The organism is Streptomyces umbrinus (genome assembly GCF_030817415.1).
Lineage (GTDB): Bacteria > Actinomycetota > Actinomycetes > Streptomycetales > Streptomycetaceae > Streptomyces > Streptomyces umbrinus_A.
This window is the reverse complement of sequence record NZ_JAUSZI010000002.1, coordinates 389,273-411,465: the sequence shown is the minus strand read 5'-3', so window position 1 is coordinate 411,465 and position 22,193 is coordinate 389,273. Positions and strand designations below refer to the sequence as shown.

Below are 22,193 nucleotides of genomic sequence, written 5' to 3'. Positions count from 1 at the left end.
TGGTGCGTTTGAGCCGCGCGACCGCCGGGGCCGTGGGCTATGGCGTGTCCCTGACACGCGCAATGCGCGGGTGAGGCGCCGCACATGAGGCTGACCTAAAAGGTTTTCGCAACGTAGAGGCGGGCTGACGCACTGTCAATAGCCGAGAGTGAGTCGCATCTCTTAGCCATATCCCTTACATGGCAAGGGCTTACCGGTCTAGGTTCGGACCGGGCGAGGGCAGACGGCGTCTGAAGTGATGGTTTCCTCTAGGCGGAAAAGGTTTTCGTGACGATGGGTTCTACGCGGCGACGCGCAACCACGATCACCGATGTGGCCACACACGCGGGCGTGTCGATCGCGACCGCGTCCAAGGCTCTCAACGGCCGGAGCCAGGTCCGCGCCGAGACCTTGCAGCGTGTTCTCCGGGCGGCGGAGGAACTGGGATACCAGCCGAACGCGCTCGCCCAGAGCCTGATCTCCGGCCAGACCCGCACCGTGGGGCTGCTCACCAGCGACAGCGTCGGACGTTTCGGCATCCCCGTACTGCTCGGCGCGGAGGACGCCTTCGGCACGGGGGAGATGGCGGTCCTGCTCTGTGACGCCCGCGGAGACGCCATCCGCGAACGGCACTACCTTCGCACCCTGCTGGCCCGTCGAGTCGACGGGATCATCGTGGTCGGCGAGAGCACGGATCCACGGCCGTCCATCAACCTCGATCTGCCCGTACCCGTCGTCTATGCCTACGCGCCCTCCGACGATCCGCAGGACGTCTCGTTCGTGCCCGACGACGTGGGCGGGGCCCGCATCGCCGTCCAGCACCTGCTGACCGTCGGCAGGCGGCGCATCGCCCACATCACCGGGCCCACCCACTACCAGGCCGCCCAGGACAGGGCGGCCGGCACCGCCGAGACCCTGGAAGAAGCGGGACTCGCACTCTCCGGTGGCCAGGTTCTCTTCGGCCCCTGGTCGCGGCGATGGGGCCGGCAGGCGGCCGAGATCGTACTCACCGCCGACCCGGAGATCGACGCCGTGTTCTGCGGAAGCGACCAGATCGCCGCGGGGTTCGTCGAGGCGGTCCGCGAACGGGGCCGCCGCGTTCCCGACGACATCGCGGTCGTCGGATACGACAACTGGGAGGTCCTGTCCGCCGAGACCAGGCCACCGCTGACGACCATCGACATGAACCTGGAGGTGCTGGGCCGCACCGCCGCCCAGCACCTGTTCGCCGCCATGGGCGGCCGGGCCGCCTCGGGAGTCCACCGCATGCCCTGCAGCCTGACGATCCGGGAGTCGACCGTGGTGGAGTAGGGCCGCAGGACACTCGCGCCTACTGGACGAGTTCCCACTCCTGCGAGCCGTCCGCGACCGCGTTCTGCAAGGTGAGCGCCGCTCCGTCCGACGCACCCGTCAGGTACAGGTTCTGGTTCTTGGCCGACTGCAGTCTGTAGAACCCGTCCTCGGTCCTGACGAGGTTCCAACTGCCGGTGGGGCTGTTGTCGACCCACTGGCCGATCCGTTGGCCGACAGTCGCGTTGCCGGTCCAGATCGCCGCCGCGCGACCGCCCGACTTGTTGAGCAGCGTGACGCCGCCTTGGGGCTCGGTCACCAGGTGCCAGTACTGGGTGTCCGGGTTCGCCGCCGAGCCGGGCTCCTCCAGCGCGACGTCGGGAACATCCCCGTTGCCGATGTTCGCGTCGTTGGTCCTGTTCCCGGTGCCGATCACCTGGTCGGTCCTGCGGTTCACCAACTGGTAGTAGGCGCCGACCGATTGGCCCAGGTCGACCTCGGCGAACGCGAGCGTCGAGGTGCCCTGATTGTTGAGGATCGAGATGCGGCCTGTGCCCTCGACGTACTGCAGGTTGCGGCTGTAACCCGCAGGCGACGTCGTCTGGTACTCCTTCCACGTGCCGTCGCTGCGGCCGCTCTCGTTGACCCAGACGTTGCCGCTGCCCGCGGCGTTGTAGACCAGGCGCCCACCAGGAAGCCTGACGACGACCGGACTGCCGCCTCTCGCGAGAGGACGGGAGCCGGCGGCGACCGGCAGAGAGGCGACGTCCGCGCCGGTGGCGGAACCCCGGTAGAACTCCAGCGGGCTATCAGCGGTCACGTACCTGGTGTTGGCTCCGCCACCCCAGTACTCGAACGGGAGCATCCACTTGCCGTCCGTCGTCCGGACGACGTTCGTCATGCCGGGCCGCCCGCCTCCGATTTCCGTCTTGCCGCCGCCCATGTCCTGGGTCGGTCCCGCGAGGTCGACGACGGGGGCGCTCCACTGCGTGCTGCGGCCGTCCCAGGTCTTGTGCACGAGGATCTGGCCGTGCGAATCCGGGGCGGTGTCGTTCGCGGGGTCCGGTGTCGGGACGCCGGTGGCCGGGTCGAAGCCGATGTAGTCGTTCTCGTCGGAGTAGTAGCAGACGAGCTTGCCCTTGTAGACCATCAGGTACGGCTCCCAGAGGGGATCCACCTGCTTGTGCGCGTTCGCGCTCGCGATGTTCTGGCCGACCGCGCCCGCACTGCCGCCCTGCCAGCCGCCGGTCGCGATGACGTTGAGAACCTTCCACGTCTTGCCGTCGTCACTGCTGGAGTAGAGGGCGATTGCCATGTTCTTGCGGTCCCCGTCGTTGGACGGGGTCCAATTCGGGTCGGCCGCCTTGTGCTCCTTGTAGTAGTAATCGTCCCCCGACACGACACTCGCGAGGAGCAGCGTGCCCTGCTTCAGGTTCCCGACGTCCTGGGGGAGCGTGTAGAGGTACGGGTTCGTCCAGTTGCTCGTGTATTTCGCATACTTGGGGTCGTTGGAGAGGTACGCGGGAGCCTTGACCTCCGACAGCGGCTGCCAGCTCGTTCCGTGGTCGTCGCTCTTGTACACGGGGAGGGTCTGCTTGTCGGCGCTGCCCGTCTCCGGCACCACAGTGGACTTCTCGAACGACGCGACCAGGTGCCCGCCCGGCAGCTGCGCCGACTTCGGGTAGACCGCGCAGTTGCCCCGCCCCTTGAGGCACGGCTCGTTTCCGAGCTGGTAGAGGATCCCGCCCGTCGGGTTGTACGCCTGCGCGGTGCCCATGGGTATCGCCAGCATCGCGGATGCCACGACGAAGGTTCCGAGCGCTTTCCCTGCTCTGCTTCTTTGCACAGCTCCTCCTTGGGGGACGGTCACGGTCGTGCCAGTAGGGGGGGTGGTTCAGGAGACGAACACGCGGATGTGCCGGGCGCCGAGGTCAAGGCTGTGCCGCGGGGAGGCACACGCTGTGGCCGGTGCCGTCCAGACGGCCAGGGCCCGGGCGAGTTCGAGTCCGGGGACGACAAGGTCCGGATGGAGGCGGGGACCCTCTTCGGCCGCCAAGCCCGTCCGTTGGCCGAGGTGTCAACGGACAGTGGGTGAACCCCCTTGGGGAGCGGGGAGTTACCGCGTCGGCCGCGCCCCGGGGTCTTCCGTGGCCGGCGCAGGCGCGGTCGAGGCGCGGACGATGAGGTCGACCGGTGGGTCGCTCGCGGGCAGTGGGTCCGCCTGCGGATTCTCGATGGAGTGCACGAGACGCTTGAGGCCCTCCTGCGCCACGGCGTCGAAGGGCTGACGCACTGTGGTCAGCGGGGGAGTCACATAGCCGGCGACGGGGATGTCGTCGAAGCCGACCACGCTGACGTCCTCCGGCACGCGTCGGCCGGCCTCGGTCAGCGCGCGAATCAGACCGATGGCCATGTCGTCGTTCGCGGCGAAGACCGCGGTCACCTCCGGGTGGGAGGCCAGCTCGCGGCCCGCCGCGTACCCCGACGCGGCCGACCAGTCGCCCTGGACGACCGGCGGGACGTCCCTGCCCTGCTCGGTGAGCGCGGCACGCCATCCGGCGAGGCGGTCCCGGGCGGCGTACCACCGCTGCGGTCCGGCCAGGTGATGCACGGTCATGTGGCCCAGGTCCAGCAGGTGTTCGGTGGCTGCCCGGGCCATCCGGTCGGCGCCGCCGCCCGCGGCCAGCACCGTGGAGGCGGTGAAGGGCGAGGGTGCGCCGATGACCAGCACCGGCACGTCGAGCCGGGCGGAGATGTCCCCTCCGTCGCCCTCCTCGTCGATCGGCTCCGAGATGACGATTCCGTCCACGCCCTGGTCGAGGAGCGAATCCACCGCACCGGCGATGCCCGCAGGGTCGCCTTCCATCGTGTTGACCACGCGGAGCGCGTATCCCGTGTTGCGGACGACCCGCTCGACGCCCATGAGCAGCGTGGCCGGCCCGTACAGGGCGGTGCCCAGCGTCACCACACCGATGGACCGGGTCCGCCCCGAAGCGAGTGCCCTGGCCGCGTTGTTGAGCCGGTACCCGAGTTCCTCGGCGGCGGCCAGGACGCGTCGGCGCACGTCGTCGGACACGTACTGCTCGTCGTTGAAGACCCGCGACACCGTCTTCTGCGACACCCCGGCCAGCCGGGCCACATCCACACTGCGCGGCGCGGTGGAGCCCCCGCCCCGCCCTGTACCTCGCGTCATGGAGCCTCCCCGACGGCCGACGAACCGGATCCCAAGGATGCCAGACCCCCGATCTTCTGACTGCGCAGTCATGTCTACGCAGTCATGAGGTTGGCGTCAAGAGTTCCGGCTCGCATCCGGAGCCTTGGCCCGTACGGGCATGTGCACTTCCTGGGATAGTCAACTATCTTAATAGCCGACTAATTAGTCATCCGCTCTCGCTCCGTCGGTAGCGGGAGGCCTGGGCTGGGAGAAGGCGGGCGACCATGGCGAGAAGCGGCTACGCGCGGTACGTCGCCCTGGGGGACAGTCAGACCGAGGGCCTCGGTGACGACGACGGCACCGGGAACCCGAGAGGGTGGGCGGACCGGCTCGCCGAGCAGATCGCGCGGACCGACCCCGGCCTCCTGTACGCCAACCTCGCCGTCCGTGGGCGCCTCGCGGGTGAGGTGCGCTCGCAGCAGCTGGAGCCCGCACTGGCACTGCGCCCGGATCTGGCGACGGTCGTCGCCGGTGTCAACGACGTGCTGCGTCCCCGCTTCGACGCGGACGAGGTGGCCGAGCACCTGGAGGCGATGTTCGCCGCGCTCACCGGGAGCGGTGCCCGCGTCGCGACGCTGACCTTCCCCGACTTCGCGCGGATCGTCCCGGCCGCCAGACCCATCGCCCCCCGGGTCACCGCTCTGAACAGCCGCATTCGCGAGGCGGCCCGACGCCACGGTGTCGTGGTGGCCGACGCGGCGCCTCACCCGGTGGTCACCGACCTCCGGCTGTGGAGCCCCGACCGGCTGCACGCGAGCCCGCGCGGACATGCCCTGATCGCCGCCGCGGTCGCCGAGGCACTCGCCGTACCGGGAAGCGACGACAGCTGGATCCGGCCTCTGTCTGACGACGGGCCCAGGAATTCGAGGCTGCGGGTCGTCGGGACCGAACTGCGCTGGGCGGGCTCCTTCCTCGGACCCTGGCTCGCCCGCCGCGTGCGCGACCGCTCGTCCGGGGACGGCCGGGAGGCCAAGCGGCCCACCCTGCTTCCGGTGGCCCAGGCCATCGAAGACCCCTCCTGAACAACGCCTTCCGGCAAGGACGAGTGCAGGGACGAGTGCAAGGGCAGGTGCCGCAAGCCGCCCGCGAGGCCCCGTTCATAGTCGTCGCATTGAGTAATCAACAGGCTGTTAGGTTGGATTCATGGCTCTTCGCAATGCGGTGATGGCGGCGCTTCTGGAGGGTGAGGCGTCGGGGTACGACCTTGCCAAGGGGTTCGAGGCGTCGGTCGCCAACTTCTGGATGGCCACACCGCAGCAGATCTACCGCGAGCTGGAGCGTATGGAAGGCGAGGGCCTCGTCGCCGCCCGCGTCGTGCAGCAGGAGCGCCGTCCGAACAAGCGGCTGTTTTCGCTCACCGAGGAGGGCCTTGCCGCCGTACGGGCCTACACCGCCGAACCGCCCGCCAAACCGACGGCGATCCGGGACGAGTTGCTGGTCAAGGTCCAGTGCGTGGATGTCGGCGACATGGAGGCCGTACGAACCGCTGTCGCCCAGCGCATGGAGCTGGCCACGACCAAGATCGCGCGCTACGAGCGGGTACGGGAATGGCTGTTGGCCGGACGTACCGAGGACGAGTACTTCACCACCGCCGAACGCATCGGGCCCTATCTCACCTGTCTGCGGGGCCTGTCCCTCGAACGGGACAACCTGACCTGGGGCGAGGTGGCTCTCAAGCGACTCGCACAGCGCGCGGAGGCGCTCGCTTCCCCGGCACGCGACTGAGTACGTACGTCCCTGCCGCGATCTCGTGATTGCCCGTGCCGCGGCCGACGACCGACTCTCGGACGTCTATGTACACTCCCCGGCATGGCATGCCGCATCAGTGAACTGGTTCTCGACTGCGCAGACCCCGACCGGCTCGCCGCGTTCTGGTGCGAGGTCCTCGGTTACGTCGAACTCGACCGGGAGGACGACGGAAGCATCGAGATCGGGCCGCCCGATGTCGGCTTCGGCGGCCCGCAGCCCACCCTCGTCCTGAGCCCCAGCAGCGACCCGCGGAGAGGGAAGCTCCCACTGCACATCGACGTCAACGCCACCGACCGCGACCAGGACGCCGAGTTGGAGCGGCTGCTCGCTCTCGGCGCCAGGCCCGCCGACGTCGGCCAGACCGGCGCCGAGAACTGGCACACCCTGGCCGACCCGGAAGGCAACGAGTTCTGCCTCCTGCACACCCGGCTCAAGCCCCTCTGACCTGGCCGGGGTGCGTCGGACAGGAACCTACGAGCGCGCTGTCGCAGAGCGGCTGTTGTACGCCTCCACCTTCAGGAGCGGGCGGTGCGAGGGCAGAGCCCGGGCGGGCCAGGACAGGGTGACGGTCTGTGACTCGCCGGGCAGCAGCCACAGGTAGTTGTCGCTGTAGAGCGTCGGCAGGACGCGATGGCCGGTCTTGTCGTTCAGCAGGGACAGCCGGACCATGGCGGCGACGGACCGACCGTGGTTGCGGATGGTGGCGGTCAGTTCGTGACGGGCCCCGGACCGGGACAGACGCGTCACCGTTCCGGACACCCTGGTCTGCGGCGCCTTGGTCAACGCACGCATGGCGGCCGCGGTGCGATGGCGCCAGTAGGTGTTGTTGGACAGCGCGCGGCCGTCGCTGCTCTCCAGGGTCAGACGCAGCAGGTGGAGGTCGGGCAGGTCGTCGGTCCAGGCGCTGGTGAACGCCTTCGCGGTGGCGGCCGGCGCAACGTCCAGCCGTGTGCTCCTGGTCTTGCCGAGCTGTCGGCCCGACAGGTCGAACAACCGCGCCGAGACGGTGGCGTTCTTGAGGTCCTTGCGCGTGTGGTTGACGGCCAGGACCTGCCCCTTCGGGTCGGTCTGGACGTGCAGCGGTTCGCAGGCCGTCCGGGCCCCGTAGTAGGTGCCGTTGACGTCGAAGTCGTAGTCGTAGGTCTGCCAGACCGTGCTGTGCCACGCGGGGTGGGACATCCACAGCATCAGCCCGCTGGCGTTGTCCCACAGGTTCGCGTTCCACGCCTCGAACATGGCGCGCGTGTTCTCGTAGTTGACGAACTGGGCCTTGCGGGCGAAGTCGTCCAGGTCCTCGGTCTCCCCGAGGCGGGCTTCGACGGCTGCCTTGTAGGTGTGCGGTGCCTGGTTCCCGCGCTCACTCCAGTCGTGGTAGTACCACGCGCCGCGGATCGGCCACTCGGGCTCGTCGCCCGTCATGTTCCGGATGCTGGCCGCGGTGGAGACGACCGGCATACCGATCTCGGTGTGGAAGCCGAAGTCCTTGCTGCCGTACGTGGACGGATCGAAGTACTTCTCCGGTTCGACCCAGCCGTAGGGGCCGCCGCCGGTGATGATGCCGCCGGCCGAGTTGTTCTGGTAGAGGATGCCGGGGGCCTGCTGTTCGACGGCCTGGCGCATTCCCTTGTCGATGGCGGCAGGCGGGTTGCCCTCGTTGGCTCCGCACCAGATCACCACGCTGGGGTGGATGCGGTAGCGCAGGACGGTGTCCCGCGCGATCGAGTTGAAGGCGTCGTGGTCCGGCGGGTCCATGGCCCACGCGTTGGGGAAGTCGTTCCACACCAGGATCCCGTGCTCGTCGCAGGCGGCGAAGAACTCCTCCCGGTCGCAGGTGCCGACCCAGTTGCGGATCATGGTGAAGTTCATGTCGCGGTGCATCCGCACGGCCGCGTCCATCCGCTCCGGCGGCATCCGGCGCAGCAGTTCGTCCCAGCCCCAGTTGCCGCCGCGGGCAAGGACTCGCACGCCGTTCACGCTGATCTTCAGCGGGTCGGGCGTGTTGGACACGGACTTCACATCGGTCCAGGTGTCCCCGTCGTCGGACACCTGGATCACATAGGTCTTCGGGTAGGCCGGCTCCCACACGATCGCCACCCGGTCGAACCTCTTCGCGGCGCCCAGGTCGACCTGGATCCACTGCTGGTCCTCGTACTGGGACGACCAGCGGGTTCCCGTGTCGCCGTCGGTGGCATGCGCGGCCGGGTGGTCGGACTCCTCGGTCGAGGCGGTCGCCTTCTGACGCAGGGCGAGGTCGGTCCCGGGCTTGGCACTGTCGATGACGCCGAGGGACCAAAGGGAGTTGCCCCAACTCGTGTTGCGCACCCCGCAGGCGATACGGACGTACCGGGCGGTGCGCGCAGCGAAGCCCTCGACCTGCAGGCTGGCGTTGCCGTTGTTGAAGGGCAGCGGCACCGCGCTGTTGTCCACCGACGCCACATCGGTCCAGTCGGCGTCGTTCGAGGAGACCTGCACCACGTAGGTTTTCGCGTACGCCTGCTCCCAGGTCAGATCGACCCTGTCGAACGACTGCGAGGACCCGAGGTCGACCCGGATCCACTGGTCGTCCTCGTAGGACGAGGACCAGCGGGTCGCGGGGTCGCCGTCCGTCGCGTTGGCCGGACCGTGGTCGTCCCCGTCCTTGCTCGACGCGTCGGCGGATGCGTGCAGGGCGAGGTCGACGGAGGGGCGTGCGCTGTCGGACACGGCCAGCGTCCACAGCGAGTTGCCCCAAACGGAGGCCCTGGTCAGGCACTTGATGCGTACGTAGCGGGCCTGCTGCCGGTCGAAGGTGACGGACTGGGTGTAGGCGTCCTCGGAGGCGGTGAACGGCAGCGGCACCTCGTACTCGTAGCCGAACTGACGGATGCCGAACCGGGTGGTGCGGCGGTCGCTCTCGGCGCCGTCGTCCGACGCGACCAGGGTGAGATCGTGCAGCACGGGGTCACCGAGCCCGTTGGGCCACCACAGTTTCGGGTTGCGCAGCCGCAGTTGCCCGAAGGCGTCGGGGGTGAACGTGACGTCGATGCTCTCGCCCGCGGGCACGGTGACCACCTTGGACACCCGTACGCCGTCGAAGGCAGCGGAGACCGTCGCCTTGTGGTCGGCGGTGTCGGCGTTGCGGACCGGAACGACGATGGTCAGCTCGGCGACCGACACGTCGGGCAGCTTCGGCAGCAGGGTGTCGACACGAGGATCGCCGATCACGACATGGCCGGTGGATCTCAGCCGGACGTGGTTCCAGATACCGGCGGCCCGGTCACGTACCGCGGGCATCCAGTCCCAGCCCGAAGAGGCCAGGTAGGTGGGCGAGTTGAGGTTCATCTGGTTGGCACCCGCGTCCACCCAGGCCTCGCCGGCGGGGCCCTTGTCGCCGGGGCTGCCGGGCACCGGCATCGGCGTGATCTTCACCGCGAGCGCGTTGGCGTCGCCGGTCGAGAGCAGCTTGGTCACATCGTGGGACGAGCGGGCGAAGGGAAACGTCAGGTCGCCCACCTGCTTGCCGTTGAGCCAGATGTCGGCCTTGTGGTTGATGCCGTCGAACTCCAGCCAGATCCGCCGCCCGGCCCCGGTGCGCAGACCGCGCGGCAGCTCGAAGTCCCGCTTGTACCACCACGCGTGCCGCGACAGGGCCTCGGGCACATGGAGGTTGTTCAGTCCGGCGACGGGGTCGGGCAGCTTGCCCTGGTCCACCAGTGACGCCAGGACCGTGCCGGGAACGGTGGCAGGCAGCCAACCGCTGGTGTCGACAGTCGTCTTCGACAGCTCCTTGCCGTCGGCGTCGGCCCAGTCGTCGAGGGTCAGCCGCCAGCCGGACTCCACCGGGACCGTGCCGTCGTCTGCCACCACCAGCTTGGGTGCGGGCCCGGAGTGCTTGCCCCAGTCCGTCCAGCCGGTGGCCGACGGCCGGTGCCCCTTGGGGCTGCCGTAGACCTCGAAGCCGTTCAGACCGAGCGGATTGGGGTTGGAGCGCTTGCGCGAGGTCATCCGCACCCAGCGCGCGATGACCGGGCGCGGGAGCTGGATGTTCACCACTCCGCCGGTGCCGGCCGTCGTGCGGTACACGCTGGTCCAGGACTCGCGGTCGGTCGACGTCTCGACCACGTACTCGACCGAGTAGCTCGACTGGATCTCCTTGCCCGTGGTGCCGCTGGCCGGATTTCCGGTGATCGGGGGAGTGAACACCGGGTCACTCGCGTCGCCTTCGAACGTGAGGCGGATCCATGTGACGTCGCAGGCGGCCTGCAGATCGATCGAGATCCACTGCGGGTCACCCGCCGCGGCCCGCCAGCCGCTGCCCCGCACTCCCGGTGAGGCGAGCCGGTCGACCACGAACGAGCCCGGGGTGGGCGCGTAGGCCGTCGAAGAGACCGTGACGGGGCGGTAGAGCGCCAGCTCACGAGGCGAGAAGGGCGCGGCCGGCGCGTCGATGCCCGCCGCGGCGGCGGTCGGCGCGGGCAACAGGGAACCAAGTCCGAACCCCGCCAGCAGGGTGGAACCCGTGGTGACGAGGGAGCGTCGCGACAGGCGTGGCGAGCTCGACTGATCTGTCATGAGCGTGATGTCCCATCAAAAGACAGCGGTGCGGGCCGGGTAGGACACGGCACGTGATGCCAACGGATGACAACGTTGCCAAAGGCTGTGACGCGAGAGGGTTTCTGTCAACCCCTGATGCGTAGTTCGTCTCTTGAGGGCCCGTCGGCCGACGTCGTGGCTCTGCGCCTCGGGCGGCTCTCCTGGGCGCCTGAGCAGGGCGAACCGGCTGCCCGGGCGCCGGTGCGCGTGGAGCATCACCCGGCCTCTTTCTATTAAATTAGGAATTAATATTGACAGGGTTTCGGCCACGCGCCACAGTCTTCGCCGTGACGTCGGTGGCCCCCTGTCGCAGCGCGGCCCGCGTCACGTCCTCGTGCTTCCCAACCCTCGGGAGAGGCAAGTGACTTCACACCCGCAGGTCCGCACACCCGCGGCGTCCAGACTGACGCGCCGTGCCACGGCGGTCGCGATCGCAACCGTGCTGGCGGTGACCGCCGCCCCGGTGGCTACGGCGCAGACCGGCCCCGATCGGGGCGCCGCCGACCAGGGCGCGCCCGAGTACTACGACAGTGGTCTCGCGCCCCAGCCCTACATGGGCTGGAACACCTACTACGGGCTCGGCGCACCCACCGAACAGGCGGTGCGTTCCGTCGCGGACAAGCTGGTCAGCAGTGGTCTGCGCGACAGCGGCTACGACATCGTGTGGCTGGACGGAGGCTGGCAGGCCGACAACCCACGGGACGCGAAGGGGCGGTTGGCCGCCCATCCGGACCGCTTTCCCTCCGGCATCCCGGCGTTGGTCTCCTACTTGCACAAACGCGGCCTGAAGGCGGGCATCTACACCGACGCCGGCGCCTACGACGGCGGCAAGACCTGCGGTCTCGGCAGCAGGGGCCACTACGAGGAGGATGCCCGGCAGTTCGCAGGCTGGAAGATCGACGCGGTCAAGGTCGACTTCCTGTGCGGCATCGGCGCCAAGCTCGATCCGGGCCCGGCGTTCAAGGAGTTCAGCGACGCGGTGGCCAAGTCCGGCCGCAAGATGCTGCTCAACCTCTGCAACCCGCTCACCGACGACTGGGGCCTGCCGCACACACCCGAGCAGGACGCGCACAACTCGTACGTCTACGCCCCTACGATCGCCGACTCCTGGCGCACCGGAACGGACATCGCCTGGGGCACCCCGAGCCCCGGACAGTGGCCCAACGTGCTGCGCAACATGGACGCGAACGCCTGGCACCCCGAGGCGCAGGGGCCCGGCCACTACAACGACCCGGACTACCTCATCCCCATGCGGCGCATGAGCGACGGATCCCTGGAACTGACGCAGGAGGAGTCCATCACGCAGCTCGTGATGTGGGCCGAGATGGGCTCGCCGCTGGTCATCGGGTCCGATCCGCGCACCCTGTCGGACTCGATGATCGAGACGCTGCGCAACCCGGAGATCATCGCCGTCGACCAGGACCCCCTCGCCATTCAGGGCGTACGGGTGGCCAGTGACTCCGTCGGCGACGTCTACAGCAAGGTCCTCACAGGTGACGGCAGGCGCGCGGTCGTGCTGCTCAACCGCTCCGACAGGCCGGTCGAGCGCACGGTGAAGTTCTCCGACGTCGGGCTCGGCGGCGGAGTGAAGGTGCGTGACCTGCGGGCCAGGGCGGACCGGGGTACCCACACCGGCTCGTACACGGTCGAGGTCCCCGCACACGGGACCGCGTTCCTGAAGCTGACCGGCGCCGACGCCCTGCCCGGCACCAGCCTGGGTCAGAAGGCCACGGCGAGCCCGGCTGTGGTGCGCGACGGCGACACACTCACGACGTTCCTGCGCGGACCGAACGGCTCCCTCGTCCAGCACACGGCCACCGCCGACGGCAACGGCAGGGTCCGGCCGCGGGATCTCGGCGGTCCCACGAAGGGCAGGATCCTCGGCCAGCCCGCCGCGTACGCCTCGGCCGGCGGCCGGATCGACGTCTTCGTGCGCGGCACCGACTCGCGGGTGTACCGGCGGGTCTTCGCCGACGGCCGCTGGGGCACCTGGCAGAACCTGGGCGGCCGGGTGACCGACGCGCCCTCGGTGGCGTTCACCGGCCCCGGGCACTGGACGCTGTTCGCCACCGGCTCCGACGGACAGGTCGTGCAGCGCGGCCCGTCGCCCGGCTGGTCCTCGCTCGGCGCACCCGGTGGCCGGGCGGTGTACGGGCGGCCGTCCGCCGCCGTCGACGCACAGGGGCGGGTCCACGTGGCCGTGCGCTCCGCGGCGGACGACGTGTGGACGCGGTCCAGGGAGGCGTCGGGGGAGTGGTCGCCGTGGACGTCGCTCGGCGGGACCGTCGGCGGCAGCCCGACACTCGTCGCCGTGGGAGACGCCGTGGTGCTGTACGCGCGGGCCTCCGACTACACGCTCTGGCAGCAGCGGTACGAGAACGGCGGCTGGCAGGGCTGGACCAAGCGGCAGGAGTTCCCCAGTGCGGCCTTCGAGGGCGCGCTCGGAGCGGTGGCCGGGCCGGGCGGCACGGTCGATGCGGTGTTCCGCGGAGTCGACGGCTACGTGCACCGGACCCAGTTCAAATAAATTAGTAATTATTCTTGACGTGGCGTGAGTGCCACGCGAATCTGTATCCGCGCGAGCGGGACCCGGCCGTCAGGAGGGCCGCCCCGCCCGCGCGGATTCACAGGGAGCCATCCATGACGAACCATCAGACCAGCCGACGCCGGTTCCTCGCAGGACTCGGTGCCGCCGGGACGGCGGCGCTGCTCAGCGGCTGTGTCACCTCCACCTCCTCCGGCAAGAGCTCCTCCAAGGGCGCGGTCACCCTCCAGTCCAACGTGTCCGCACCGCAGGCCAAGGCCGCGATGCAGGACCTCGTCGCCGCGTACGCCAAGCAGGGGTCGGGGCGAGCCAGCCTCAACACGGTCGCCTCGGAGACCTTCCGCACCCAGCTGCCGACCTACCTCACCTCCGCCAACCCGCCGGACGTGTACACCTGGTACCCCGGCTCGGTGGCGGACGCCTACGCGAAGAAGGACCTGCTGCTGGACCTCGGTGAGGTCTGGAGCTCCTCGCCCGACCTCAAGAGCTACTCCAAGGCCCTGAACTCCCTGTGCACATCGAGCTCGGGCAAGAAGGTCTTCGTCCCCGCCACGTATTACTGGTGGGGCATGTTCTACCGGAAGTCCAACTTCGCCAAGTGGGGCGTGAGCGAGCCGAAGAGCTGGGACGACTTCCTCGACCTGTGCGACAAGCTCAAGAGCAAGGGCGTCGACCCGATCGGCCTCGGCGCGGGCGGCAACACCGCCTGGGTGGCCTCGGCCTGGTTCGACTACCTCGACATCCGGATCAACGGCGCCCAGTACCACCGCGAACTCCTCGCCGGAAAGCACCGGTTCGACGACCCCGAGGTGCGCAAGCTCTTCGACCGCTGGCAGGAGGTGCTGCCCTACTTCGACCCGAACGGCGACGCCGTCCCCTTCCAGGACGCCACGACCGCCCTGCTCAACGGCCGCACCGGCATGATGCTCATCGGCACCTTCTTCGCCGATGCCGCCCCCAAGGACGCGCTCGACGACATCGACTTCTTCCGCTTCCCCGTCATCGACCCGAAGATCCCGCTCGCCGAAGAGGCCCCGGTCGACGGCTACTTCGCCAGCGCCCGCACCGGCCGCCGCGAGCAGGTCGTCGACCTGATGAGCTACCTCGCCACCGCCGAGTCCCAGGAGATCTACATCAAGGGCTCGTCGGGCACCGTCCTGCCGTGCAACCCGAAGGCCAAGGACGCCGGCACCACCCTGGTGAAGAAGGGCCGCGCACACGTCGAGGGGGCTGCCGAGATCACCCAGTTCTTCAACCGGGACTCCAGCGACGCCCTCCAGCCCACCGCGGACACCGCACTGACCAGGTTCCTGGCCAAGCCGAAGGAGATCGGCAGCATCCTCACCGGCTGGCAGCGCGACGCCGAGAAGATCTGGAACGCCTGACATGGCAGTCCTGACCGCGCCCGACCGGAAGTCCCCGGCCCTGCCGTCGCCCCGCGGCAGGCGGACCGGGGGCCCCCGCCGTACGCCCCCGCTGGTGCTCGCGTTCGTCCTCGTCCCGCTCCTCGCCGAAGCGGTATGGGTGTTCTGGCCCGCCCTGCAGGGCTTCTACCTCGCCCTCACCCGCTGGGACGGGGTCTCCCCACCACAGTTCGTCGGCCTGGACAACTTCCGGGAGATGGCCCACGACGACGTCTTCCGCAGCGCGGCCGGCCACACCGTCCTGTGGCTCGTACTCTTCGGCGGCCTCTCCGCCCTGCTCGGCCTCGCCGCCGCGCTGCTGCTCCAGCAGGAGCGGCGCGGCGTCGGCTTCTACCGCGCGGCCCTGTTCCTGCCCGTCGTCTTCTCCCTGGTCGCCACCGCCCTCGTATGGCAGGCGATCTACCAGCCCGACGGCGTCCTGAACCAACTCCTGGAATCCGTCGGCCTCGGCAGCCTGCGCCACGCCTGGCTCGCCGACCAGGACACCGCCCTGTACGCGGTCATCGTGCCCGCGCTCTGGCGGCAGATCGGCTACGTCATGGTCCTCTACCTCGCCGGCCTCAAGGGCATCGACCCGGCCCTGTACGAGGCGGCCAAGGTCGACGGCGCAAGCGCCTGGCAACGCCTCCGCCACGTCACCCTGCCCCAACTGCGCAGCGTCAACGCGGTCGTTCTGTCCGTCATCGTCATCGACTCGCTGCGCTCCTTCGACGTCGTGTGGTCGCTGACCCGCGGCGGCCCCTACCACTCGTCCGAGCTGCTGAGCACCTACATGTACTCAACCGCCTTCCAATCCCTGCGACTTGGCTACGGCTCCGCACTCGCCGTTGTCATCTTCGTGCTGGCCTTCGGCGTCATCTGCTCCTATCTCGTCCGCGCGTTCCGGGAGGCCGACTGATGTCCGCCACGTCCACGGCCCTGCGCCGCAACCGGGCCGCGACCGCCGGATTCCACCTGGGCGCCGGGGCGTTGGCCCTCCTGTGGCTGCTGCCCATCGCCCTGGTCCTGGTGACCAGCCTGCGCTCCTTCGACGACATCGCCGCGAACGGCCTGGGCAGCTGGCCGCAGTCCTTCACCCTCGACAACTTCGGTCAGGCCTGGAACGACGGCGGCCAGCAGCGCGCCCTCATCAACAGCCTCCTGGTCACCGTGCCCTGCGTCCTGGTGACGCTCGCGCTCGCCGCCATGGCCGCCTTCTCGCTCAGCCGCTACGAAATGCCCTTCCGGCGTTCCCTGTTGCTGCTCATGCTCGGCGGCAACCTGCTCCCGCCGCAGATCCTGCTCATCCCGGTCTCCAAGCTCAGCGAGCAGATGGGCGTCTTCGACACGCTGCCCGCGCTGATCGGCGTACAGATCGGCTTCGGTGTCGGCTTCTACGTCTTCGTCCTGCACGGCTTCATGCGTTCCATACCGGCCGAAATCCAGCAGGCGGCGGTCGTCGACGGCGCAGGGCCCTGGCAGATCTTCTGGCGGATCATCCTTCCGCTCACCCGCCCGGCCCTGGCCGCCCTCAGCGCCCTGTCCTTCACCTGGATCTTCAACGACCTGCTCTGGGCGATCACCGTGCTGCGCAGCGACACCAAGATGCCGATCACCGCGGCCCTCATCGGACTTCAGGGACAGTACGTATCGATGTGGAACGTGATCGCCGCCGGCTCCGTCATCGCCGCCGCGCCCACCGTGATCGTGTTCCTGCGGTTCCAGCGGCACTTCGTGGCCGGCCTCAACCTGGGAGCGGTGAAGTGACGTCGTACCCGCGCTGGACGCTGCGCACCGAGCACACCAGCTACACCGTCCGCCTGTCCCCGGACGGACCCTGGGCCGAACTCGACGCCTGGGGCCCGCTCGGCGTCGAAGACGGCCCCTCCGCCCTCGACTGGTCCCGCCGCACCCACTTCGTCACCCCCGCCGACGCGGCGCCCGCCGAGTATCTGCCGTACGGACTGCGGCCGTTCACCGGATCCGAGCTGATCGCGGCACGACCGGACCGGGACCGGGGCGTGTGGTGGGACTTCGACGGCGCGGAGGAAGGGGAGGGAAGCCTGCGGCTCGCCTTCACCGACGACGTCCTGGGACTGCGCACGGTTCTCTGCTACGAGACGGTGCCGGGCACGGACGTGATCCTCCGCTGGACCGAACTGACCTCCACGGAAGAACTCCGCCTGGAGCGGCTCGACTCGGCCGCCGTGAACATCCCCGTCACGGGTACCGCCCGGCTGACATACCTCACCGGCCAGTGGTCCCAGGAGTTCCAGCACACCCAACTCGACCTGGCCAGAGGCACGTTCACCATGGGCAGCCTTCAGGGTGCACCCGGACACGCGTACGCTCCGTGGCTCGCCGTGCAGGACGGGGAGGCCGAGGCGGCCTATGGCATCGCCCTCGAATGGCCCGGCAACTGGCACATCACCGCGGAGGCCGAGCCGGGCGGCAGCGTGCGTGTCCGCGCCGGGCGGGTCCCGCACGAGGGAGTCGTACATCTGACCCCCGGCGACACCCTCACCACCCCACGCCTCGCCTGCGCCTTCAGCGCCGACGGCCTCGACGGACTCTCCCGCGTCTGGCACCGCTACGAACGCCACCTGACGGGCGAGCGAATGCACCTCCCCCGCAAGGTGCTCTACAACTCCTGGGAGGCCACGGGCTTCGACGTCGACGCGGCCGGCCAACTGGAGCTGGCCAAGCTGGCCGCCGACATCGGCGCCGAACTGTTCGTCGTCGACGACGGATGGTTCACCGGCCGCGGCGACGACACCGGGGGACTGGGCGACTGGTACCCGGACCCGGCGGCGTTCCCGCAGGGCTTCGGCCCGTTCGTCGAGGACATCCGGGCGCTCGGGCTGGACTTTGGCCTGTGGGTCGAGCCCGAGGCCGTCAGCCCGGCCAGCCGTCTGTACGCCGAACACCCCGAGTGGGTCTACCGGATCGAGGGCCGCCCAGCCCGTCTGGTCCGTAACCAGCTTCTGCTCGACCTGGGCCGTACAGACGTCCAGGACTTCGTGATCGGCACGCTCGACCGGCTGCTCGGCGCCTACGACATCAGCTACCTCAAGTGGGACATGAACCGCCCGCCCACCGAGCGCGGGCGCCCCGGTGCTGGACCTGTCGACCTGGACGCCCAGCACGTCGCCGGGTACCTGCGCGTCCTGGACCACCTGCGCGCCACCCACCCCGACGTCACGGTCGAGGGCTGCGCGGGCGGCGGCGCCCGAATCGAGCACGCGACCCTCGCACGCACCGACGTCGTCTGGCCCAGCGACAACACGGCCCCGCTGGACCGGCTGTCCATCCAGTACGGCTTCCTGCACGCCCATGCCCCGCACGTCATGAGCTCCTGGGTCACCGACGCCCCCGGCATCTTCGACCCGCGCCCCCGCAGCCTCGCCTTCCGCTTCGTCAACGCCATGTGCGGCGTCCTCGGCATCGGCGCCGACCTGCGCGCCTGGAGACCGGAGGAGCGGGCCGAGGCCGCCGGGTGGATCGCCCGGTACAAGAAGGTGAGGGACGTCGTCCACCGGGGAGAGGCCCGCCTCCTCGGCACACCGCACGACAGCACCTGCGGCGTGCAGTACGACCTCGACGACCGTACGGTCGTCGCCGCCCTCGGCACCGGTCGCCTGGACGGGGCCCCGCTCGTGCCCGGGCGGCCCGACCGGCTGCGGATGCGGGGCATGGATCCGACGGCGCACTACCGAGACACCGCGACGGGGACGACGTACAGCGGAGCCCATCTGCTCCACTACGGACTGCCGTTCCAGTGGAGCGCCGACCATGACGCCGAACTGGTGGTGCTGATACGGCAGTGAGCCCGGTCCGGCATATGTTCTTAAGGCGGCCGATCAACCGTCCCACGCCCGCGAAGGAGTCGAACCCCACGATGGAGCAGTCCGCACGACGGCACGGCGCCCGTTTCACCGGCCGCACGGCCGTGGTCACCGGAGCGGCCTCAGGCATCGGAGCCGCCACGGCCGCACGCCTCGCCGAGGAGGGAGCCGCCGTCGTGATCGCCGACCTCGCCGAGGAACAGGGCGAGGCCGTCGCCACGCGGATCACCAAGGCCGGCGGCGTCGCCAGGTTCGTAAGAGCCGACGTGGCCGAGGACGACGACTGGACGCGGATCCTCACCGCCGCCCACGACTTCGGGCCCGTGGACGTCCTCGTCAGCAACGCCTACACCGTCGAGGTGGCACCGGCCCACACGATGTCCCTCGCCTCGTGGCAGAGACAGCTCGCCGTCAACCTCACCGGCGGCTTCCTCGGCTTCCGGACCGTCCTGCCCGATCTGCGGGACCGCCGCGGAGCCGTCGTACTGACCTCGTCCGTCCACGCCCACAAGGGCATCCCCGGCCATCCCGCCTACGCCGCCTCCAAGGGCGCCCTGCTCTCCCTGTGCGGCCAACTCGCCGTCGAATACGGTCCCGAGGTACGCGTCAACGCCGTCGTCCCGGGCCCGATCCTGACCGCCGCCTGGGACAGGGTCCCGCCCGAGGAACGGGAACGCAGCATCGCCGAGACCGCGGTGCGCCGCTTCGGCTCACCCGAGGAGGTCGCCGCGGCCATCGCGTTCCTCAGCGCCGACGAAGCCTCCTACATCACCGGGACGAGTCTCGTCGTGGACGGCGGCTGGAGCGTCGTCAAGGCCTCCGCATGACCACGCTCCCTCAACAGCAGAAAGGCTGTACGACATGACGCCCTATGCCCGTCGCGGCGTGCACGGCCAGACCGTGGAACTCCTCGCCCGCCGCATCCTGGGCGGTGAGATCCCCGAGGGGGCCACGCTGGACCTGGTGGCGCTGCAGAGCGAGCTGGACGTGAGCCTGACCGCGCTGCGCGAGTCGCTCAAGGTGCTCGCCGCCAAGGGAATGGTCGACGCCCGCCAGCGGCGCGGCACCTTCGTGCGCACCCGCGCCGAGTGGAACCTGCTCGACGCCGACGTGCTGCGCTGGCAGTTCGAGGGCGGCCGCACCAACGCCTCCGACCGGGCGCTGCTGCACAACCTCGCCGAAGTACGCGCCATCATCGAACCCGCCGCCGTGCGCCTGGCCGCCGAGCGCCGCACCGACGAGGACCTGGCCGCCCTGGACGGCGCCCTGGCGGCGATGGGGGAGCACGACCACGACGCCGCCCACGCCGTCGAGGCCGACCTCGCCTTCCACCGAGCCCTGCTCAACGCCACCCACAACGAACTCCTCGAACGCATGGAGATGGTCATCGAGTCGGGCCTGGCCCACCGCGACCGCATCGTGCACAGCTCCCCGCACAGCGAGGACCCGGTCCCGGCCCACCGCGCCGTCCTGGATGCCGTACGCGACCGGGACCCGGGGGCCGCCGAGGCGGCGATGCGTGCCCTGCTCGACCAGGCCGGCCGCGATCTGGACCGCGTCGGTGACTCCGAAGAAGCGGAAGGCTCCCGGTCTCAGTGAAGATCACCCGAATCGAAACCTTCCTGGTCCCGCCCCGCTGGCTGTTCTGCCGCGTCGAGACCGACGAGGGCGTGGTCGGCTGGGGAGAACCGGTCGTCGAAGGGCGCGCCGAAGTCGTCCGCGCGGCCGTCGACGTCCTGGCCGAATACCTCGTCGGACAGGACCCGCTGCGCGTCCAGGACCACTGGCAGGTTCTCACCAAGGGCGGTTTCTACCGGGGCGGCCCGGTCCTCTCCAGCGCTGTCGCCGGCCTCGACCAGGCCCTGTGGGACATCGCCGGGAAGGCGTACGGCGCTCCCGTGCACGCCCTGCTCGGCGGCCCGGTGCGCGACCGCGTCCGGGTCTACGCCTGGGTGGGCGGCGACGAACCCGCCGAACTGACCGAGCAGATAACCGCCCAGGTCGAGGCGGGCTTCACCGCGGTGAAGATGAACGCCGCCGGGGCCACCTCACCGGTTCCCACCGCCGCCGAAACCGCCGCGGTCGTCGCCCGCGTGGCCGCCGCCCGCGAGGCGCTCGGCCCGGACCGCGACGTCGCCGTCGACTTCCACGGCCGCTTCACCGCCGCGGGCGCCCGCCGCGTCCTCGCCGAACTCGCCCCGCTGCACCCGCTGTTCGTCGAGGAACCCGTCGTACCCGAGCACGGCCATCTGCTGGCCGGCCTGGTCGCCGCCAGCCCCGTACCGCTCGCCACCGGTGAACGCCTCTACGGACGCGCCGAGTTCCTGCCCGCACTCACCGCGGGCATCGCGGTCGCCCAGCCCGACCTGTCCCACGCCGGCGGCATCTCGGAGGTGCACCGCATCGCCTCACTCGCCGAGACATACGGCGCCCAGCTCGCCCCGCACTGCCCGCTCGGCCCCATCGCGCTCGCCGCCAGTCTCCAGGTCGCCTTCGCCACCCCGAACTTCCTGATCCAGGAGCAGAGCCGCGGCATCCACTACAACAAGGACGCCGACCTGCTGTCCTACGTGGTCGACCCCGAGCCGTTCCGGTTCGTCGACGGGCACGCCCCGCGCGGCGACGCCCCCGGCCTCGGAATCACCGTCGACGAAGCCGCCGTACGCGCCGCCGACCGCACCGGTCATGCCTGGCGCAACCCCGTGTGGCGGCACTCCGACGGTTCCTTCGCGGAGTGGTGACCGCACCGATGGACATCGTCACCGACCTCGCCTACGGCGGCCGTTGGACGTCACTGCGCACCGCGGGGCGCGAATGGCTCTGGCGGCGCGAGGCACCCGAGCGCAAGAGTGTGTCACCCGGCGACACCTTCGTGGACGCGGGCGGACTGGAGGAGTGCATCCCCACGGTTCGCGGCACCCCCGACCACGGTGACGCCTGGTCACGGCTGTGGACGCGTGACGGTGACAGCGACGTCCTCCACTGCGACCGCTTCACCCTGACCCGCACGATCCGTGGCACCGCGGAGGGAGCCGAGGCCGACTACGTACTGAAGGCTGACGTGGGCTTCCGGTTCGTATGGGCCGCACACGCCCTGCTCGACCTCTCCGACCGTTCGACGCTGCACATCCGCGACGGAGCGAACACCCGCCTCTTCCCCGAGGCGGCGCCGCTGCTGGACCGGGCGTGGCCGCAAGGCGCCGCCCGGGTCGAAGGGAGCTGGCCCGCACCCTGCGGACTGCGCCTCGACCAACTCGGCCCGGACGACGGCACCGCCGTCGGAGCCGTCGTGGACGCCTCCCACTGCTGTGTCCACGACCGGGCCGACCGTCTGTCGCTGTCCCTCGAGGCCGACGGGCAGCCCGTGTCCATCGCCCTGTGGCGCAACCTGGGCGGCTTCCCCGCCGCGCACCCCTACCGGAGCACGGGCGTCGAACCGATGCTCGGCCGCGTCTTCGACCTCGCCGAGGCCGGCCCCGGTGACGCTGCGCGGGTACCCGAGTCGGGCGAGGTGCGGTGGCGGCTGACACTGACCGCGAACTGCCGCTGTACCTGAACCGACCTGTGTGAACCTCTGAGAACCCGCGTGAATGTGA

General features: G+C 69.9%; 17 protein-coding genes. 13 read left to right on the top strand and 4 right to left on the bottom strand.

What is annotated here, in order from left to right; translation table 11 throughout:
* The first annotated feature begins 273 nt into the window (after nucleotides 1-273).
* Nucleotides 274-1,290 carry a LacI family DNA-binding transcriptional regulator gene (locus QF035_RS02540; RefSeq protein WP_307517835.1) on the top strand — a complete coding sequence of 339 codons (1,017 nt, stop codon included), beginning with the start codon at nucleotides 274-276 and terminating at the stop codon, nucleotides 1,288-1,290.
* Between the two features lie 19 nt (nucleotides 1,291-1,309).
* Here QF035_RS02540 and QF035_RS02535 read toward each other — a convergent pair whose 3' ends face one another.
* The 3 genes from QF035_RS02535 to QF035_RS02525 form a co-directional block, all read right to left on the bottom strand.
* Complete coding sequence (locus tag QF035_RS02535) at nucleotides 1,310-3,061, bottom strand: RICIN domain-containing protein (RefSeq protein WP_307530851.1); 1,752 nt, start codon at nucleotides 3,059-3,061, stop codon at nucleotides 1,310-1,312.
* Nucleotides 3,062-3,163: 102 nt separating this feature from the next.
* Nucleotides 3,164-3,325, bottom strand: coding sequence for a hypothetical protein (locus QF035_RS02530; RefSeq protein ID WP_307517834.1), 162 nt, complete (start codon nucleotides 3,323-3,325; stop codon nucleotides 3,164-3,166).
* Between the two features lie 60 nt (nucleotides 3,326-3,385).
* Nucleotides 3,386-4,462: a LacI family DNA-binding transcriptional regulator gene (locus QF035_RS02525; RefSeq protein WP_307517833.1), complete on the bottom strand. Its 1,077-nt coding sequence runs from the start codon at nucleotides 4,460-4,462 to the stop codon at nucleotides 3,386-3,388.
* A 245-nt stretch (nucleotides 4,463-4,707) separates the two neighbouring features.
* Between QF035_RS02525 and QF035_RS02520 the strand changes: the two genes are divergently transcribed.
* The 3 genes from QF035_RS02520 to QF035_RS02510 all read left to right on the top strand — a co-directional run bounded on the left by QF035_RS02520 (nucleotide 4,708) and on the right by QF035_RS02510 (nucleotide 6,676).
* Complete coding sequence (locus QF035_RS02520) at nucleotides 4,708-5,505, top strand: SGNH/GDSL hydrolase family protein (protein ID WP_307517832.1); 798 nt, start codon at nucleotides 4,708-4,710, stop codon at nucleotides 5,503-5,505.
* Nucleotides 5,506-5,626: 121 nt separating this feature from the next.
* Nucleotides 5,627-6,208 (top strand): PadR family transcriptional regulator, encoded by a 582-nt coding sequence (locus tag QF035_RS02515; RefSeq protein WP_307517831.1) that lies wholly within the window; start codon nucleotides 5,627-5,629, stop codon nucleotides 6,206-6,208.
* Nucleotides 6,209-6,292: 84 nt separating this feature from the next.
* Nucleotides 6,293-6,676 carry a VOC family protein gene (locus QF035_RS02510; protein WP_307517829.1) on the top strand — a complete coding sequence of 128 codons (384 nt, stop codon included), beginning with the start codon at nucleotides 6,293-6,295 and terminating at the stop codon, nucleotides 6,674-6,676.
* Between the two features lie 27 nt (nucleotides 6,677-6,703).
* Here QF035_RS02510 and QF035_RS02505 read toward each other — a convergent pair whose 3' ends face one another.
* Nucleotides 6,704-10,783: a discoidin domain-containing protein gene (locus tag QF035_RS02505; protein WP_307517828.1), complete on the bottom strand. Its 4,080-nt coding sequence runs from the start codon at nucleotides 10,781-10,783 to the stop codon at nucleotides 6,704-6,706.
* A gap of 382 nt (nucleotides 10,784-11,165) precedes the next feature.
* Here QF035_RS02505 and QF035_RS02500 point away from each other — a divergent pair, with 382 nt between their 5' ends.
* The 9 genes from QF035_RS02500 to QF035_RS02460 all read left to right on the top strand — a co-directional run bounded on the left by QF035_RS02500 (nucleotide 11,166) and on the right by QF035_RS02460 (nucleotide 22,153).
* Nucleotides 11,166-13,331 (top strand): glycoside hydrolase family 27 protein, encoded by a 2,166-nt coding sequence (locus QF035_RS02500; RefSeq protein WP_307517827.1) that lies wholly within the window; start codon nucleotides 11,166-11,168, stop codon nucleotides 13,329-13,331.
* A gap of 113 nt (nucleotides 13,332-13,444) precedes the next feature.
* Nucleotides 13,445-14,734 carry an ABC transporter substrate-binding protein gene (locus QF035_RS02495; RefSeq protein WP_307517825.1) on the top strand — a complete coding sequence of 430 codons (1,290 nt, stop codon included), beginning with the start codon at nucleotides 13,445-13,447 and terminating at the stop codon, nucleotides 14,732-14,734.
* A 1-nt stretch (nucleotide 14,735) separates the two neighbouring features.
* Nucleotides 14,736-15,671, top strand: a complete 936-nt coding sequence (locus tag QF035_RS02490; protein ID WP_307517823.1) for a carbohydrate ABC transporter permease — start codon at nucleotides 14,736-14,738, stop codon at nucleotides 15,669-15,671.
* Nucleotides 15,671-16,519, top strand: a complete 849-nt coding sequence (locus QF035_RS02485) for a carbohydrate ABC transporter permease (RefSeq protein WP_307517821.1) — start codon at nucleotides 15,671-15,673, stop codon at nucleotides 16,517-16,519. Before QF035_RS02490 ends, QF035_RS02485 begins: the two co-directional genes overlap by 1 nt.
* Nucleotides 16,516-18,579, top strand: coding sequence for an alpha-galactosidase (locus QF035_RS02480; protein WP_307517820.1), 2,064 nt, complete (start codon nucleotides 16,516-16,518; stop codon nucleotides 18,577-18,579). Before QF035_RS02485 ends, QF035_RS02480 begins: the two co-directional genes overlap by 4 nt.
* A gap of 71 nt (nucleotides 18,580-18,650) precedes the next feature.
* A complete protein-coding gene (locus tag QF035_RS02475) occupies nucleotides 18,651-19,424 on the top strand; it encodes an SDR family NAD(P)-dependent oxidoreductase (RefSeq protein ID WP_307517819.1) in 774 nt (257 codons plus the stop codon).
* A 34-nt stretch (nucleotides 19,425-19,458) separates the two neighbouring features.
* Nucleotides 19,459-20,196 carry a FadR/GntR family transcriptional regulator gene (locus QF035_RS02470; RefSeq protein WP_269651346.1) on the top strand — a complete coding sequence of 246 codons (738 nt, stop codon included), beginning with the start codon at nucleotides 19,459-19,461 and terminating at the stop codon, nucleotides 20,194-20,196.
* Entirely contained in the window at nucleotides 20,193-21,338 is a 1,146-nt protein-coding gene (dgoD, locus tag QF035_RS02465; RefSeq protein ID WP_307517817.1) for a galactonate dehydratase, read from the top strand. Before QF035_RS02470 ends, dgoD begins: the two co-directional genes overlap by 4 nt.
* A complete protein-coding gene (locus QF035_RS02460) occupies nucleotides 21,335-22,153 on the top strand; it encodes a hypothetical protein (protein WP_307517816.1) in 819 nt (272 codons plus the stop codon). Before dgoD ends, QF035_RS02460 begins: the two co-directional genes overlap by 4 nt.
* The last annotated feature ends 40 nt before the right edge of the window (nucleotides 22,154-22,193 follow it).